Annotated in this window: 13 protein-coding genes and 4 pseudogenes; 1 reads left to right on the top strand and 16 read right to left on the bottom strand. The window is 48.7% G+C overall.

What is annotated here, in order from left to right; all coding sequences use genetic code 11:
- Positions 1 to 716: 716 nt before the first annotated feature.
- The 13 genes and pseudogenes from CGZ65_RS03220 to CGZ65_RS03165 form a co-directional block, all read right to left on the bottom strand.
- Positions 717 to 1,861, bottom strand: a pseudogene (locus tag CGZ65_RS03220) (DUF445 domain-containing protein).
- Positions 1,862 to 2,667: 806 nt separating this feature from the next.
- Positions 2,668 to 3,000: a thioredoxin TrxA gene (gene trxA / locus CGZ65_RS03215; protein WP_096294799.1), complete on the bottom strand. Its 333-nt coding sequence runs from the start codon at positions 2,998 to 3,000 to the stop codon at positions 2,668 to 2,670.
- Between the two features lie 63 nt (positions 3,001 to 3,063).
- Positions 3,064 to 4,610, bottom strand: a pseudogene (locus CGZ65_RS03210) (ABC transporter ATP-binding protein).
- A 51-nt stretch (positions 4,611 to 4,661) separates the two neighbouring features.
- A complete protein-coding gene (locus CGZ65_RS03205) occupies positions 4,662 to 6,212 on the bottom strand; it encodes a fatty acid--CoA ligase (RefSeq protein ID WP_096294798.1) in 1,551 nt (516 codons plus the stop codon).
- A 139-nt stretch (positions 6,213 to 6,351) separates the two neighbouring features.
- Positions 6,352 to 6,726, bottom strand: coding sequence for a DUF6979 family protein (locus CGZ65_RS03200; protein WP_123803772.1), 375 nt, complete (start codon positions 6,724 to 6,726; stop codon positions 6,352 to 6,354).
- Between the two features lie 35 nt (positions 6,727 to 6,761).
- Positions 6,762 to 7,784, bottom strand: a complete 1,023-nt coding sequence (locus tag CGZ65_RS03195; protein ID WP_096294796.1) for an ABC transporter permease — start codon at positions 7,782 to 7,784, stop codon at positions 6,762 to 6,764.
- 32 nt (positions 7,785 to 7,816) lie between these two features.
- Complete coding sequence (locus CGZ65_RS15060; RefSeq protein ID WP_232507572.1) at positions 7,817 to 7,984, bottom strand: type II toxin-antitoxin system death-on-curing family toxin; 168 nt, start codon at positions 7,982 to 7,984, stop codon at positions 7,817 to 7,819.
- A gap of 216 nt (positions 7,985 to 8,200) precedes the next feature.
- Positions 8,201 to 8,332, bottom strand: a complete 132-nt coding sequence (locus tag CGZ65_RS14565) for a hypothetical protein (protein WP_269768622.1) — start codon at positions 8,330 to 8,332, stop codon at positions 8,201 to 8,203.
- Positions 8,333 to 8,360: 28 nt separating this feature from the next.
- Positions 8,361 to 9,407 carry an ABC transporter permease subunit gene (locus CGZ65_RS03185; protein WP_096294795.1) on the bottom strand — a complete coding sequence of 349 codons (1,047 nt, stop codon included), beginning with the start codon at positions 9,405 to 9,407 and terminating at the stop codon, positions 8,361 to 8,363.
- Positions 9,408 to 9,510: 103 nt separating this feature from the next.
- Positions 9,511 to 9,999 carry a hypothetical protein gene (locus tag CGZ65_RS03180; RefSeq protein WP_096294794.1) on the bottom strand — a complete coding sequence of 163 codons (489 nt, stop codon included), beginning with the start codon at positions 9,997 to 9,999 and terminating at the stop codon, positions 9,511 to 9,513.
- Between the two features lie 62 nt (positions 10,000 to 10,061).
- Positions 10,062 to 10,988 carry a CobW family GTP-binding protein gene (locus tag CGZ65_RS03175; RefSeq protein WP_096294793.1) on the bottom strand — a complete coding sequence of 309 codons (927 nt, stop codon included), beginning with the start codon at positions 10,986 to 10,988 and terminating at the stop codon, positions 10,062 to 10,064.
- The gene (locus CGZ65_RS03170) at positions 10,979 to 11,449 is read right to left on the bottom strand and encodes a Fur family transcriptional regulator (protein ID WP_096294792.1); all 471 of its coding nucleotides are present in this window, start codon (positions 11,447 to 11,449) and stop codon (positions 10,979 to 10,981) included. The genes CGZ65_RS03175 and CGZ65_RS03170 overlap by 10 nt, the downstream gene beginning before the upstream one ends.
- Before the next feature lie 118 nt (positions 11,450 to 11,567).
- Positions 11,568 to 12,398 (bottom strand): SDR family oxidoreductase, encoded by an 831-nt coding sequence (locus CGZ65_RS03165; protein WP_096294791.1) that lies wholly within the window; start codon positions 12,396 to 12,398, stop codon positions 11,568 to 11,570.
- A gap of 253 nt (positions 12,399 to 12,651) precedes the next feature.
- On the opposite strand from CGZ65_RS03165, the gene CGZ65_RS03160 reads away from it, so the two are divergent.
- Positions 12,652 to 13,104 (top strand): c-type cytochrome, encoded by a 453-nt coding sequence (locus CGZ65_RS03160; RefSeq protein WP_096294790.1) that lies wholly within the window; start codon positions 12,652 to 12,654, stop codon positions 13,102 to 13,104.
- 100 nt (positions 13,105 to 13,204) lie between these two features.
- On the opposite strand, the pseudogene CGZ65_RS03155 reads toward CGZ65_RS03160, so the two are convergent.
- The 3 genes and pseudogenes from CGZ65_RS03155 to mltG all read right to left on the bottom strand — a co-directional run bounded on the left by CGZ65_RS03155 (position 13,205) and on the right by mltG (position 16,812).
- A pseudogene (locus CGZ65_RS03155) lies at positions 13,205 to 14,483 on the bottom strand (malic enzyme-like NAD(P)-binding protein).
- A 262-nt stretch (positions 14,484 to 14,745) separates the two neighbouring features.
- On the bottom strand, positions 14,746 to 15,366 hold the full coding sequence (gene tmk, locus CGZ65_RS03150) for a dTMP kinase (protein WP_096294789.1): 621 nt from the start codon (positions 15,364 to 15,366) through the stop codon (positions 14,746 to 14,748).
- 451 nt (positions 15,367 to 15,817) lie between these two features.
- Positions 15,818 to 16,812, bottom strand: a pseudogene (gene mltG, locus CGZ65_RS03145) (endolytic transglycosylase MltG).
- Positions 16,813 to 16,907: the final 95 nt, after the last annotated feature.

Below are 16,907 nucleotides of genomic sequence, written 5' to 3'. Positions count from 1 at the left end.
TTTCCGTAATAAGTTTTAGGGAGATAATCGGATTTTTTAAATCCTGTTGTTGTTTTGATTGGGCAAGATTCGTGTTACTTTTTTATTCTGTAAGATGTCATCACCATCCGAAGATAGTGATGACGTTTTCCCGCAATTTTATTGCTGAGTATCGCAACGGTTTTCCGTTTGATGATTTCCGCGTAATATGTTTGCTTTTTTCATGAAGAAACCCAACAGATTGCCGTTATTTTCTTGCGCACCGTTTTGTTTCTTACTGTCTATCAAGCAAAGTGCATGCCAAAAATTTAAATCCCGCCCAATAAATATATAACTATATATTTTAAAAATAAAAATATATAAAAAAAACATGCATAAATCATTAAATATACATATCGCCTAATAGTATCCAATCACGGCAATATGCTTTTTTTTGTCATCTTTTTTTGATTCTCGGCAGGTATGATGTTCTTTTTTTGGCACATGACAGAATTTGTCACTTTTAATAGCCATTTACAATCAAGATAAAAATAAACAGCTACTGTCGCCAAACCTTATTTGGCCATTTGAAAATTTCTAAATAAATGATTCATCAAAATAATTTAATCAATAAACCATGAAAATATTTTAAATAAACGCAATTTCATGCTTGAATGGCTTTTTTGTTTGCTTGAAAATAAATAATATGAAAAGGCCGTCTGAACGTTCATCTTTCAGACGGCCTCAAACTTATCTTGCTACCCCAACCATTGCGACACCACATAAATCGCCAGCCCGACCAAGCCACCGACCAGCGTGCCGTTGATGCGGATATACTGCAAATCCTTACCGACGCTGAGCTCGAGTTTTTCAACCATTTGCGCGCTGTCCCAGCTTTTCACTTTATCGGCCACAAATTGCGCCGCCTGCTCTTTATAACGCATAACGAAATCGCGTACCATCAGCGATAGGCGCACATCCGCCCTGCGCATAAACTGCGGATAGGCTTCCGCCTGCGACAGCATATGATCAAGCAGTTTTTGCAATTGCGCGGCGCACAGTGAATCAGTTTTAGCCACATCATCCTCTGCCCATTTTTGCAGCCCTTTCCAAAAACTTTGCAAGCTGTTTTGCAAGGCTGGTGATCCGGCAATCTGCATTTTGGCGGCTTCTAAACGGCGGTGCCACAAACGTGAAGTCTGCAGCCGATCAATAATGGCATCGTATTGCTCGTCAAAGCGGCGGCGCATGGCATTTTCATCACCTTGCATGGCAGCAGCCAAATAACCGTCTGCCCAATCCAAAGCCTTAGCAGCCGCCCAATCATCCACTTTTTCTACCACTGTTGATTTCAGCGCGGCTTTGAATTTATCCCAGGTACTCGGTGCATCGCTTTCGATTTTGGCCGCCCATTCGCGCAGGTTTTGCTCCAACATTTCGCGCGTTTCGGGATTTTCAGCCAGCGGCGCAATTGCTTCAATAAGCTGTAATACAAGGTTTCGTGCATGCCGTGCTTTTTGAGCAGCAGCAGGCCGTCTGAAATCGTTTTGGCGATTTTCTCGCCATTGTATTGCTGCGCCAACATCATGCCGGAAAAGCGCGCCACTTGCTCGGGCTTGGCGATGTTCAACAGCAGCGGAATCTGCTTGGCCACCCACGGCAACCATTGGCTGCGCACCGATTCGCCCGCCAGCCAACTGAGTAATTTATCACTCGGCTGCGCCTGATACACCCTTAACGCAATCGGTTTGCCCTGCAAAAAATTGTTTTCAATAAACCGACCCAACTCATCGGCAATCCGGGCCTGATTGCGCGGCAAAATGGCGGTATGCGGAATCGGCAGACCCAAAGGCCGTCTGAACAACGCAGTTACGGCAAACCAATCGGCCAGCGCACCGACCATCGCTGCTTCGGAAAAGGCTTTCACATACGCCAACCAAGGATAATGCTTGAGATACAGTGTGGACAGCACAAACAACACGCAAGCGGCCAGCAGCAGGCCGGTTGCCCAGCGGCGGCTGCGACGTAACCGTGCTTTAGCCTGCGCCAAGCGCACTTCTGCCGATAATGTGTGCATGATGTTCCTTTATTTGCCAACCGATAATGAAATTATAGCGCAGGCCGTCTGCAACCGCTGCCCTCATTTGCCCAATTTTTAAGCAACACATTTTTATGTTTAGATTTCATAAAGATAGATGAGTTATCAACAGACTGCACACAATTCTCGCTTGTCGTGCTGTGATTAAGCTTAATCTTCGCTTAAATTTTAAGCAGCATTATTTTTCGTTTATCTATCAATAAAAAAGGCAATTTATACACAGGCTGCGCACAGCTTTGATGATGTGAACTGTGTGTTTTCTGTTTCAGACGGCCTTGTTCTTAATATCACCAAGCCGCTTAAATTTCAATCAATTTGATTTTTCGTCTATCTTTCAAAGACCAATCCTACTTTTCCACAGTTTGCTGACAGCGTGAGACCTTTGCAAAATCTTCATTATTGGCACAGTTCGAAGTTAGAACAGCACAGAAAGCGCAGACATATCACTTAGACAGGCAAGCTTTCGGGCAGCGCATAACGAAGAAATGTGCCAATAATGAAGATTTTGCAAAGATCTTACTTGTCTAAACATTCTGCCTATATCTTTTCCGCAGCAAAAGGCCGTCTGAAACCACAAGGTTTCAGACGGCCTTTTTTATTCGTTCAAAGATTTAAGCGATAGACGCATCCAAGAATGCAGTCAATTGGCCTTTTGCCAATGCACCTACTTTAGTGGCCACGTTTTGACCGTCTTTGAAAACCATCAAAGTCGGGATACCGCGCACGCCGAATTGGTTCGGGGTATTTTGGTTGTCGTCGATGTTGATTTTCACGACTTTCACTTTACCTTGGTATTCGGCGGCAACATCGTCCAAAATCGGGGCAATCATTTTGCAAGGGCCGCACCATGATGCCCAGAAATCCAACAATACCGGCACGTCTGATTTTAAAACGTCTTGTTCGAAGTTGGCATCAGTAGTGTGTACAATCAGTTCGCTGCTCATAGTGTTATCCTTTCAGTTCAGGTTTTTTGTATATTGGCAGAATAGGGCTAATGGCGGAAAATTTCAAGCCCCTGCGTGCAACAATAGATTTTGCGTATACGCGGCATGAGGATTTGCAAACACGGCATCCAAATCCCCTCTTCGACAATCTGCCCGTCTTTCAACACCATTACGCGGTGCGAAAGTGCGCGAATCACCGCCAAATCATGGCTGATGATGATGAGGCTCAAGCCGTGCTGACGCTGCAAATCGGCCAGCAAAGCCAAAATCTGTTGCTGCCATTGTACATCAAGCGCGCTGGTCGGCTCGTCCAGCACCAAAATTTTCGGACGCACGATAATCGCGCGGGCAATGGCAAGCCGTTGGCGTTGGCCGCCGGAAAACGCATGCGGATAACGCGTCATCACGTCTTCAGGCAAACCGACTTGGCGCAAGGTTTCCGCTACTCTCTCGCGCATGGCTTCGCGGCTCAACTGCGGCTCGTGTACGCGCAAGCCTTCGGCAACGATGTCGAACACATTCATACGCGGATTGAATGCGCCGAACGGGTCTTGAAACACCATTTGGATTTCCCGGCGTAATTCGGGCCGCCATGCTTGGCCGTTGATTTGCAGACGGCCTTCCGCATCCGTCAAATTCATCACCGCTTTGGCCAAGGTGGTTTTGCCGCTGCCGCTCTCGCCGATGATGCCCAAGGTTTCACCCGCTTTCAAATGAAAATCTAAGGGTTGCAGCAGAATTTTGCGGCGTTTTTTAAACCAACCGGCCTGCTCTTTTACCGATACGCTGATGGCTTCACCTTCTAACACAGTCGCAGGATTTTGCGGCAAATCCACCGCCTGCCGCACCGCGCCGGCATTGAGCAGCATCTTGGTGTATTCGTGTTGAGGCCGTCTGAACACGTCTTCCACGCTGCCTTGCTCGACAATACGGCCATGCTGCATCACCACCACGTCATCGGCAAAGCGGCGCACCAAATTCAAATCGTGGCTGATGTACACCAAGGTCATACCGCGTGCCTGTTGCAAACGCGACAGCAAATCGAGAATTTGCGCCTGCACCGCCACATCCAGCGCAGTGGTCGGTTCGTCGGCAATCAGCAATTTCGGCTCCGCGGCCACCGCCATCGCAATCATCGCCCGCTGCCGCTGCCCACCCGATAATTGAAACGGATAGGCAAGGGCTTTTTCTTCGGGCTGCCGAATGCCGGTTTCACACAAAAGCCCGACGGCGCGCGCCCATGCTTGTTTGGCGGTCAGGCCCAAATGCAGCATCAATACTTCGGCAATCTGCCTGCCCACACGCATCACAGGGTTTAAGGCCGTCATCGGCTCTTGGAACACCATGCCGATGTCGCGGCCGCGCAGCTTTTGCAGACTGCGCTCAGGCAGCGTCAACAAATCCGTGTCTTCAAATTTCAGACGGCCTGTTAACGACACCGCCGGATTCAGCCGCATCATCCCCTGCGCCAACACGGTTTTGCCGCTGCCGCTCTCGCCGACAACCGCCAGCTTTCGCCCGGCTTGCACGGTAAGGTTGATGTCGTACAACACCTGCTTGCCCGGGAACGAAGCATAGAGGTTTTCGATGTGTAAAATCGGGGTCATGATGGATTCCATAGCATAAAAGCGTGATTGGCCAACCACGCTTTTCAGACGGCCTTATGAGGCCGATTGCTCTTCTTTCAGCTGCTGTTTCAACACGCGTTTCAACACCTTTCCGGTGGCGTTTTTCGGCAGCCCGTCTTTAAAATAAATGTGCTTGGGCACTTTAAAATTCGCCAGATTTTTGCGCAAATAAGCGCGCACTTCTTTTTCATCCAGCATCATGTTGTCTTTGACCTGCACAAAAGCGACGATTTCTTCATCGGCATATTGGTCTTTCACGCCAATCACCGCCGCCGCTTCCACCGCGTCCATTTTATACAGCGCTTCTTCAATCTCGCGCGGATAAATGTTTTGGCCTTTGGAAATAATCAAATCTTTTTTGCGGTCGACAATGAAAATAAAGCCGTCATCGTCAATCTGCACCAAATCACCCGTACGCAGCCAACCGTTGACAATCGCTTCGTCGGTCGCGCCCGGCATATTCAGATAGCCTTGCATCACCGCATCGCTTTTGACGATGAGTTCGCCCACGCCGCCTTTTTCTACTTCCATCAATTCGTCGTCAACCGCTTTGACTTGGTAACCCGGTAGTGGTTTGCCCACACTGCCGACTTTTTGCTGCTCCAAGGTGTTGACGGAGACCACCGGCGAACACTCGCTCAAACCATAGCCTTCAATCAGCTTGGCTTTGGGGAACTTGGCCTTGAAATCCAAAATCGTTTGTTCAGCCAAAGGCGCACCGCCGCTGACAAACAGGCGCACACGGTTGAACCAGCGGAAATACCACGGAATCTTCGCCTTACCCATTGCGGTGTAAATCGCCGGCACACCCAAGAAAATGGTCGCGCGTTTGAACAAAACCTGTTTCAACACATTGGAAAACGGAAACACCGATTTCACCAAAATAATCGAGCAGGCCATGTAAATCGGCAGCAGCACCATCGCCGTCAGCGTGAAGCTGTGGAACATCGGCAGGAACACGACAAAGCGGTCTTTGCGCGAAATCCGAAACACCTGCTCCACGTCTTGCAGGTTGGAAAACAGGTTTTTATAGGTAATCAGCGCACCTTTCGGATGGCCGGTGGTGCCCGACGTATAGATAATGTGTGCCAAATCATCAATGGCCGGCTGACGGCTTAAATCCGGCTTTTCCGGAAACGACAAAGCCGCCGCAAAATGGGCGTGTTTTTTATCGGCCAACGGCTTATCGCCGATCCAAATGGTTTTCTCCAGCTTGGTTTTGTCTTCCAAGCCTTTGACTTCTTTCAGGCCGTCTGAAGCAAATAGAAACTTGGCACCGCAATCATTGAGAATATAGGCAAATTCGTCGTTTTTCAAAAACGTATTCATCGGCACAGCCACCGCGCCCAACGCCGTAACGGCAAAGTAAGCCACGATGAATTCGGGCGAATTCGATACGGCCAGCGCCACTTTATCGCCGAACTTCACATCAATGCTTTGCAGATAAGCGGCCACCGCGTCGACCTGCTGCTTGAATTGTCCGTAAGTGATTTTTTTTTCGTCGTTGAAAATAGCGGTCTGTTTGGCGGATTGGCGGTTCGCCGACACCAGCATTTGGTAAAAATTATTGTAGCGGTAATTCATAAAGTAAAAGTTTCTTGTTAAAGCGGCTTCATTTCCCCACACAGCCAAACGGCGTGTAAATGCGCATTGTATAGAATAGGAATGCGGAAGGTAAGGCTGCGGTTGTAAAAATTTGATTGTATGTTTTCAGACGGCTTTATCAAATAATCAAGCCTTTATTCCACAATGCTAAAACAACACCCATCCGCCCGTTATGCTCTTTAGACTCTTCTATCACCGCATTCCACAACCTCTTTTTATTCTCCGCCAAACAAGGCTTTTGCTTTAATAGTTTCACAGCTTTTATGGCATATTGAGCATTTCGGGATTGAGGCTGATGGCTAAATTTTGCAGGAACATTTTTAATCAAGCCGGATTCAGCCAATCCTGGAAATGCATTTTCAGGGCATCCCTTTTTCTGCACAGATACGCTCTTATTACAAATTCTTGCCGCATTTAGCCATGCTGATTCATAAGATTCGGTTTCAGGTAACAATTCAATTGCCTTTAGAGTCATTTCTTCATAAGTTGTCATTGTACATTCCCCTTTCATTGTCAGGCCGTCTGAAATCAATTCCGCGCCCGCACGTCAAATGCATGGCGCAAGCCTTCGCCCACCATCACCAACAGCAGCAACATCACCGTCAACGCGCCGACTGCCGACAAGCCTATCCACCATGCATCGAGATTGTCTTTGCCCTGCGCCAACAGCTCGCCCAAGCTGGCTTGCGAAGCGGGTACGCCCAGCCCCAAAAAGTCCAAGCTGGTTAAAGCCAACACCGCACCGGAAATGCGGAACGGCAAAAACGCCAACACCGGCGTGAGGCTGTTGGGCAGAATGTGCCGCCACATAATCGTGCCGTTGCCCACGCCCATGCTTTTTGCCGCCAACACATAATCGGCCTGACGGTTTTTCAAAAATTCGGCGCGCACATAGTCCGACAGCCCCATCCAGCCGAACAGCGACAACAGCAGCAATAAAATCAGCAAGCTCGGATTAAAAAACGACGACAAAATAATCAGCAGATAAAGCTCGGGCAGGCCGCCCCAAATTTCCAAAAAGCGCTGAATCAGCAAATCGGTTTTGCCGCCGAAATAACCTTGCACCGCGCCCATCACCACGCCGATAAACGTGGTCACGGCGGTCAAGGCCAGCGCAAACAGCAGCGAATCGCGGAAACCATACACCAAACGCGCCAGCACATCGCGGCCGCGGTCATCCGTGCCCAGCCAATGCCGTTCAGACGGCCTTGCCGGATCGGGTTGGGTGTCGAAATCATTTAAGGTATTGGCGGCGTAAGGATTGGGCAGATACAGAGCAAAATTGCCGTCGGACGTGATGTTTTGACGGATTAAAGGGTCGAGATAATCGGCAGGCGTGTCAAAATCGCCGCCGAATTCGGTTTCGTGATAGGTATTGATGAGCGGAAAATAGGTTTTGCCCTGATACCGAATCCACAGCGGCTTGTCGTTGCTCCACAGCGGCGCGGCCAGTGCCACGGCAAACAGCACCGCCAGCACGCGCAATGCCAACCAGCCGCGTTTGTGCTGCTTAAAAGCCTGCCATGTGGGATTGTGAGAGAGTGTCTTCATCGTTGTGTTTTGTTGAGGCCGTCTGAAAGGTTTTATAGTGTCAATTGATATAGGAATTCGGCTACATGCTCCGCCATCAAATCATCCAAACCGGTATCGTATTGAATACCCACACCTTGAATTTCCAAAAAGGTGAGCATGGTAGCCAAGCCGGTACGTTTATTACCGTCAACAAATGCATGGCCTTTCGCTAGAACAATGCCATACCGAGCGGCAATTTCATAAATATTTTCGATTTGGTTGTAATAAATCTGCTAATCGATTCTGCCGAGCACTTTCCAGACGTTCAAAATGAACACCGGCACGCCCTACCCCCGGTTTGCCGGATAATTTCATCGTGCACAGCCACCACAAAACCAACATTAATTCCCTTCATTTATATGCCAGCTTTTCTAATTCGTTTTTGTGTGCCGCAATCACGCGTTGGCACTGTGCAGAACCAAACGTTTGCCGGCTTCATCATTTTGCAGGGCAATATCCACCACTTTATTGGCTTCACTTTTATAATGGCGACTGCTTGATTGTTTAATCTCTTTCAAACTTTTCATTGTTTTATCCTCAAATCTTTCAGACGGCCTACTTCTGCCCGCCAAAATGAATGCGCGGATCGACCCACGAATAGGAAATATCCGACAACAATTTCGCCAGCAGCCCCATCAGCGTGAACACATACAGCGTGCCCATCACCACCGGGTAATCGCGCTTCATCACCGCTTCGTATGACAACAAACCCAGCCCGTCGAGCGAAAACAGCGTTTCAATCAGCAGGCTGCCGGTGAAAAACGCGCCGATAAAGGCGGCCGGAAAACCGGTAATCAGCGGAATCATGGCGTTGCGGAACACGTGTTTCCACAAAATCTGCCGTTCGGGCAAACCCTTGGCGCGGGCGGTATAGACATACTGACGGCGGATTTCTTCAAGGAATACGTTTTTGGTCAACACCGTCATCACCGCCAGATTACCCGCCACCGAAGCGGTAACCGGCAAGGCCATGTGCCACAGATAATCTTTGATTTTGGCAAACGTGCTTAAATTTTCCCAGTCATCGCTCACCAAACCGCCCTGCGGAAACCATGAGAAAAAGCTGCCGCCGCCGAACAACACCAGCAATACCAAGCCCAACACGAACGGCGGAATCGTGTAGCCGGCCAACACCACCATGCCGGTGAACATATCAAAGCGGCTGCCGTCGCGCACCGCCTTGGCAATACCGAGCGGAATGCAAATCAGATAGGTCAGGAAAAACGTCCACAGCCCCAAGCTCATCGAAACGGGCATTTTTTCTTTCACCAATTCAAACACGGTTTGATGATGAAAAAAACTCTCGCCCAAATCAAATCGGACAAAGCGCCCGACCATCTCAACAAAACGCGTCAACGGCGGCTTGTCAAACCCGTAAAGCGCATTCAACGCCGCTATGTCATCGGCGCTCAAGTTGCCCGGTTTCATCATATTCACGGCACCGCTACCCGCCTCGCCCACCGCCGCACTTTGGGTCAGCTGCTGCACCATCTGCTCCACCGGCCCGCCGGGCACGAATTGGATAATCGCAAACGTTACCGCCAGAATACCGAGCAGCGTGGGGATTAACAGTAACAAGCGTTGGAAAATATAACGCCACATGGGATTTGCTTTCTTGAGTGTTGAGGCCGTCTGAAAACAAAGTTTCTACGAAGCTAAAGCAAAATTATTTTCAAACGATATCATTGTTTTTCAGCTAATGGCCTTAATTGGAAAAATTAGAACTAGTTATATTTACGATTAATACTACCAATGAACAGACAAACAAAATTGCCTTTAACCAGATTGGCTGAATTTTCATTTTTTCTTGAGCAAATTTCTCAAACCACCCAGATATTAACCCATTAAATATTGCAACATAAAGTCCCACAAACAAAAATGAGGATAATACACCATAGCTGCCTTCCTGATTATTCGGGTCATATAACAATGAAAATACCGTAACTCCCGCAAGAAAAGACAACACTATAAGAATTAAGTCTCTCAACTCTGATATTATTTTATTTTCATAATTGTTTATAAAATTAACATGATTAATTAACCAAGGAATCTGCCGGAAAAACTTAATAAAAAATATCATTGATAAAAATATGAATATTGCAACAGGGCTGACAAAAGCTCCAAATAATGCATCTAAATTCACGCTAACAGCTTTATATTTAGAACTCACTACAATAACAACACCTGCCAGCATCCCTATTGGGAAAAAAACTTGTAGTTTTGAACAAATGCTTCTCTTTTATTTTCCTAGTAACATTATTTTTCCATCGCTTCATTCAATTTCTGCTGAATCAAATCCGCGTCAAACGATTTGGCAATCAGCTCAAACCGCGAATCGCGCCGCCATGAAACTTGGTTCGCGCCCCATTGGCCGTCTACCCAGTTGAGCCACACCCATGTGCCGAGCACTTGGAACACGCCTTTGGCGCGCACTAAGCCTTCGGTCATTTTCGGCAGGTCGTTGAAAAAATGGGTCAGGCGTTCGCCGTCGAATTCTTTACTGGCAGGGAAAGTGAAGCCTTCGGATTGGAAACCCATGGTGTTGTCGGGCAAGGCTTTGATGCGGTAGCGTGATTTTTCGACCACCGGAATATCCAGCCATTGGATATCAAGCTGGGCATTTTGCACTTCAACCACTTTGGCTTTCGGCGGGAACAATTTAGATGCTTTGTCGTGAAATTCGGCCATTTGCTCGGGCGTACACAAACCGGTTTTGCTGGCCACCAGCACATCGCACACGCCGATTTGGTCTTTATACAAGGCTTGGTTGGCGTAATTCAGGTCGATGAATTGGCGTGGATCGACCACGGTAAACACGGCGGCGATTTCTACCAAGTCTTTCAACGGCGGGGCTTTGAGCTCATCAATCACGCTGGCGGCGTGTGCCAAACCGCTGGCTTCAATCATCAGTCGGTCGGGTTCGGCATCGCGCAGCATTTTTTGCACGGTGCTGCCCATTTGTGCGCCGGCAGTACAACACAAACAACCGCCGGCGATTTCGGCCACGGGAATACCGTCGTCACTCAATACCGCGCCGTCAATACCGATTTCGCCGAATTCGTTGACGATAATCACCCATTTTTCATTCGGGTCTTTTTGCGCCATCAGACTTTTGAGCGCGGTGGTTTTGCCGGTACCCAAGAAGCCGGAAATCAGGTGGACTTTGGTTTTCTTTACTGACATTTCTTGCAGATTCCTGTTAAAACAACGTGTTCTTCTTTCAACGCAAAGCCGCTTTCGGCCACGCCGGCACGTAAGGCCGTCCATTCTTGGCTCAAGGTTTGCTCATCAACCGCACCGCACTCGGTGCACACCAGAATAAACGCGCTATGGTGGGTGGCGATTTCTTCGTCATCATGGCAATGCTCGCCGCACTCATGCTGCGCGTGGCTGCACAATACATAACCATTCACCGCAGCCACTTTGTGCAACACGCCCTGCTCCGCCCAAAAATCTAAAGCACGGTAGGCGGTAGGCGGCGCAACCACACCTTCGCTTTGCTGCTGCATCAGCGACAAAACATTGTAGGCCTTAATGACGCCGGTTTGCTGCAACACGATATCCAGCACCTGCTCGCGTAAAGCGGTTACCTGCGCGCCGTCAATGCGGGCTTGTTCTAAAATTTTCTGTTTCAAAGGATTCATTAAGGGGCTTTCAGATGGCCTTTTCAGATGGTCTTATTATAACGTGTTTGTCTATATTCAGATACATCAAGGCCGTCTGAAAGCCTTATGCTGCTTTCAGACGGCCTGTAAGAAAGACTTATTTAAACCATGATTTGATTCTGCCGAATAATGAGGTGCTTTGTTTCTCGAAGCTCTCTTCGGCCACCGCCACAGCAGTGGTTTCGTCTTTGGTGACTTTGAGCGGGTTGAACGTTTGCGCCACCGGCATGATTTCAATGGCGTTGACGTTCATGTGCGCCGGACGCTGATACAGCCACAAAGCGGTGTCGGCAATGTCTTGCGGGCGGATAAACTGCACGTTTTTATATAAATCGGCTGCGCGTTCGTCATCGCCTTTAAAGCGCACATTGGAAAACTCGGTATCGCCGCACAGGCCCGGTTCGATGTTGGTGACGCGGATGTTTTTACCCGCCAAATCTGCGCGCAGATTCAGACTGAATTGGCGCACAAATGCTTTGGTCGCGCCATACACATTGCCGCCCGGATAAGGGTATGTGCCCGCAATCGAACCTAAATTCATGATGTAGCCCTGATTGCGTTCCACCATCTGCGGCAACACTTGGCGCGTGAGAAAAGTCAGGCCGACGATGTTGGTTTGAATCATGGTTTCCCAATCGCCGAAATCGGCTTTGTCGGCATTGTCCAAGCCCAAGGCCAAACCGGCATTATTAATCAAGCAGTCGATTTCGCTGAAATTTTCCGGCAGGCTGTCGAGCGCATTACGGATGGATTCGGTTTTGGACACGTCCATTTCCAGCGCGTAAAACTGGCCGCCCAATTCATCGGCCAATGCCTGTAATTTATCCAAACGGCGCGCCGCACCAATAACATGGTAGCCCGCCGCCACAAAGCTGCGGCACATCGCTTCGCCGAATCCGGCCGAAGCGCCGGTAATCAAAATCGCCATACTGTTTCCTTTCATTTTTCACACGGTTTCAGGTATGATTGCATCCTTTTATTTTTCAGACGGCCTGAGACCTTTGCAAAACCCCGGATTTGAATACAGTTCAAAGTTATAGCAGCGCAGAAAGCGCAGACATATCATCTAGATAGGCAAGCTTTCGGGCAGCGTAACGAAGAAATGTGCCAAAGATGGGGAGTTTGCAAAGGTCTCGACCTCACCGTCTTTCATCAACACAATCATACCACAAGGACACACCATGAAAATCAAAACTTCCCTGATTTTTGCGGCTACCGCTTTTGCTCTTTACGCCTGCGGCGGCGCACCTGCCGAGCCCAAAGGCCATATTTCGGAAGAACGCACCGCCGCGTTCAAATTGATGATGCCGGAATTCATGAGCATGGGCAAAATGGTGAAAGGCGAAGAAACCTACGTTGTCGAGACCTTTAAAGCCAACGCCGCCAAATTTGCCGAAAGCAGCAAAAAACCATTTGAACATTTCCAATCCGACCCGCAAGGCAATGGCGATGCGCTGCCGGCTATTTGGCAAGATGAAGCCAAATTCAAAGCCGAAGAAGAAAAATTCCATGCCGCCGTGGCCAAACTCAACCAAGCGGCTCAAGGCGGCAACTTGGAAACCATTAAAGCCGCTTACGGCGAGGTGGGCGCCAGCTGCAAATCATGTCACGATATGTACCGCAAACCGAAATAAATGGGGCTTATTGACATAATCAAGGCCGTCTGAATGTTTCAGACGGCCTGTGTTTTAGGGTTTTGATTCAATCAGGCAAATTGCCCGATGAATTCAAAACTTACAGCTTCCATTCGCTCAATTTGGCCTGGTAAGCGTCCAAATCGGTAATCGGACGGGTCGCTACACCGCTTTCCATCGCTGCTTTGGCAGTAGCAGCGGCTACGCGTGGCAACAGACGTGAATCGAATGGGGTTGGAATCAGGTAATCCGCACCGAATTCAAATTTCTTGCCGTAAGCAGCAGTGACTTCTTCGGTTACTTCTTCCATCGCCAAATCAGCCAAAGCGTATACGCAAGCCAGTTTCATTTCTTCATTGATGGTGGTTGCACCGCAATCCAATGCGCCACGGAAGATAAATGGGAAACACAATACATTATTCACTTGGTTCGGGAAGTCGGAACGTCCGGTACCGATGACCACGTCCGGGCGGGTTTCCTTCGCCAATGGCGGCATGATTTCAGGATTCGGATTCGCCATGGCAAACACGATTGGTTTGTCGTTCATGGTCAACAGCATTTCAGGAGTCAATACATTCGCGCCGGACAAACCCAAGAAGATGTCTTTGCCTTTTACGGCATCGGCCAAGTTGCGTGAGCCGTTGTCTTCTACCGCGTAGAATTTTTTCGATTCGTCCATGCGGTCTTTATCTTCACGGGTTTGGTAAATCACCCCTTTAGAGTCGCACACGGTCACGTTTTCACGTTTCAGGCCGACTGCCAACAATTGGTTCAAACACGCAATCGCAGCGGCACCTGCGCCGGAACATACCAAAGTGGATTCGCTGATGTCGCGGCCGGTGTGGCGCAAAGCGTTCAATACGGCGGCAGCGGTAATGATGGCGGTGCCGTGTTGGTCGTCGTGGAATACCGGAATTTTGCAGCGTTTGCGCAATTCTCGTTCGATGTAGAAGCACTCGGGGCTTTAATATCTTCCAAGTTGATGCCGCCGAAAGTCGGCTCCAATGCAGCGATGATGTCGACTAATTTTTGTGGGTCTTTTTCGTCGATTTCAATATCGAATACATCCACGCCGGCGAATTTTTTAAACAATACGCCTTTGCCTTCCATCACAGGCTTACCGGCCAGTGCGCCGATGTTGCCCAAACCCAAAACGGCGGTACCGTTGGAAATCACGGCAACCAAATTGCCTTTGGCGGTGTATTTGTAAGCGGCTTGAGGGTCGGCTTCGATTTCCAAACAAGGGAATGCAACACCTGGAGAGTAGGCCAATGCCAAATCTTCCGAAGTGCTCAGAGATTTTGTCGGGTAACGGATACTTTACCCGGAACGGGAAATTCGTGGAATTTCAGTGCTGCATCTTTTAATGTATTTTCCATTGTGCTAATCCTGTTGCAATAATTTATGCTGTGAAGAGTGTATGCCGTCTGAAAATCGGTCAGGCGGTAAGATACAAAAGCAACAAACTCGATAATTTCAAGCTGATGTAATCGGGCGTAATTCTAACATGCAACCCTGATTGGGCATACCGTTAATTTGATTATTTTTATCAGCAACAGGAAAGTATTTGATAAAAAGCAAGGAAAGCCGTCTGAAAAATGTCAATCTTGTTTTTCAGACGGCCTTTTGTTTATTTTTGAATTAAATCCCGAAATGACGGCTTAATGCGGCCTCGATATCCTGCTTGACCAACTCACGTTCGCGGTTGCTGTCGATTACAGCATAACGCTGTGGTGCGGCAGCGGCGCGGTTCAAATACGCCTCACGCACCCGCATAAAAAAATCCGCCTGCTCCTGCTCGAAACGATCTTTCTGCCGTGCTTGAGCAATACGCGCCATCGATACATCCAACGGCACATCCAGCAGCAGCGTCAAATCAGGATGCTGCCCCTGCTGTACCCACTGTTCCAAAATTTCAATATCTGCCAACGGCACCCCGCGACCGCCGCCCTGATAGGCAAACGTTGCATCGGTGAAGCGGTCGGATACCACATGGATGCCCTCATCCAGAGCCGGACGGATAACCGACTCAAGATGCTGCTGCCGCGCTACGAACATCAATAATGTTTCTGCCCGCAGGCTGACTTGGGTTTGCGGATTAAGCAACAGTTCACGCAAGGCTTCGCCCATCGCCGTACCGCCCGGCTCGCGTGTAAAAACCACCGGCAATCGGCGTTCGTCAAACCATGCCTGTATCACCGCCAAGTTGGTTGATTTTCCGGCACCGTCTATACCGTCGAGCGTAATGAATTGCGCGTTCATGGAATTCCTTAAATCTAAATAGCTTACATAATAAGCCGAGACCTTTGCAAAACCCTATCTTTGGCACATTTCTTCGTTATGCGCTGCCCGAAAGCTTGCCTGTCTAAATGATAGGTCTGCGCTTTCTGTGCCGCTATAACTGCGAACTGCACTCAACCTTAGGGTTTTGCAAAGGTCTCAGGTGTAGAAAATCCTAGCGCTGTTTACACTTTTGCTTTTTTGCTTGAAGACTCATTTTGGGATTTTCGAGTATTGTCAAGAATGCCGAAAGGCACGGCAACGCCGCATGGTTCTTGATAATGCTCAACAATCCTAAAACAATCATTTAGGCAGAAAATAAAAGCTGTTTTGCATAAAAAGTGTAAACAACCCGACAATTTCCTACACCTCAGGCCATCTGAAATTTTACAATATTATTGTATTTTCAGACGGCCTTTTATTCATACGGGTCTTACTTTTTCAAAATATACTTGCGCACAGCGGCATTGTGTTCATCCAAAGTATGACTGAACTGGCTCAAGCCGCTACCGTCCATTTTTGACACGAAATAGAGGTATTTTTCGGTCGAAGGATGCGCGGCAGCTTCCAGTGCCGCCTTGCCCGGCAAGGCAATCGGGGTTGGCGTGAGGCCTGCGCGGGTGTAGGTGTTGTAGGGGTATCGCGTTGCAAATCGGCTTTTCGGATGCGCCCTTGATAGGCGCTACCCATGCCGTAAATCACGGTCGGGTCGGTTTGCAGGCGCATACCGATGGCCAAGCGGTTTTTAAACACCGACGACACATGCGCACGGTCGGCCGGATGGCCGGTTTCTTTTTCAATAATGCTGGCCATAATCAGCAATTCATACGGATTTTTATACGGCAGCCCGCTCTGACGCTCGTCCCACGCGGCGCTGAGTTCGCGCTGCATGGTTTTATAGGCCAAACGGTAAATCTGAATATCGCTGCTGTCGGCATCGATTTCATAGCTGTCGGGGAAAAACTGGCCTTCAGGGTTTGAATTTAAAGCGTCGGGCGCGATTTCGGCCATCAGCTTTTCATCGCTCCATTGGGCGGTGTCGTGCTGAATGCTTTCGGTTTCATTGATGATTTTGCGCATGGTGGCAAAACGCATACCTTCTACAATTTTCACGCTCACGGTATCGGGACGGCCACTGCGTAATTTTTGCAACACATCCCACGCCGATGCTTTGGCCGGCATGCGGTAAGTGCCTGCTTTTAACTGATTGTGCATACCGGTTGCATACGCGGCCAACATCAATACATGACGGTTGTAAATCAGCCCGTCATCAGCCAATTTGCGGCTCACCGACGAAATGCCTTGGTTTTTAGCAACTTTCACGCGGTAGGTTTTACCGTTGTCTTTTGGTACGAACAACAATGCCGCTACCGCCGCCATCACGGCCAGAAAAAACACCAGCAGCCATTTCAACAATTTATTCAACATGGTAGGATGTGCCATCAAGTTTAATCGGGCGACAGTATAACCGAATGCGCTGTCTTTGCCGAAGATTTACACTTAACGCAGCATTTGTCGAATAA

It is taken from the genome of Neisseria weixii (assembly GCF_002327085.1).
GTDB classification, from domain to species: Bacteria; Pseudomonadota; Gammaproteobacteria; order Burkholderiales; family Neisseriaceae; genus Neisseria; species Neisseria weixii.
Note: the sequence above shows the minus strand (reverse complement) of the source record. Positions and strands in the feature narration are given on the sequence as shown.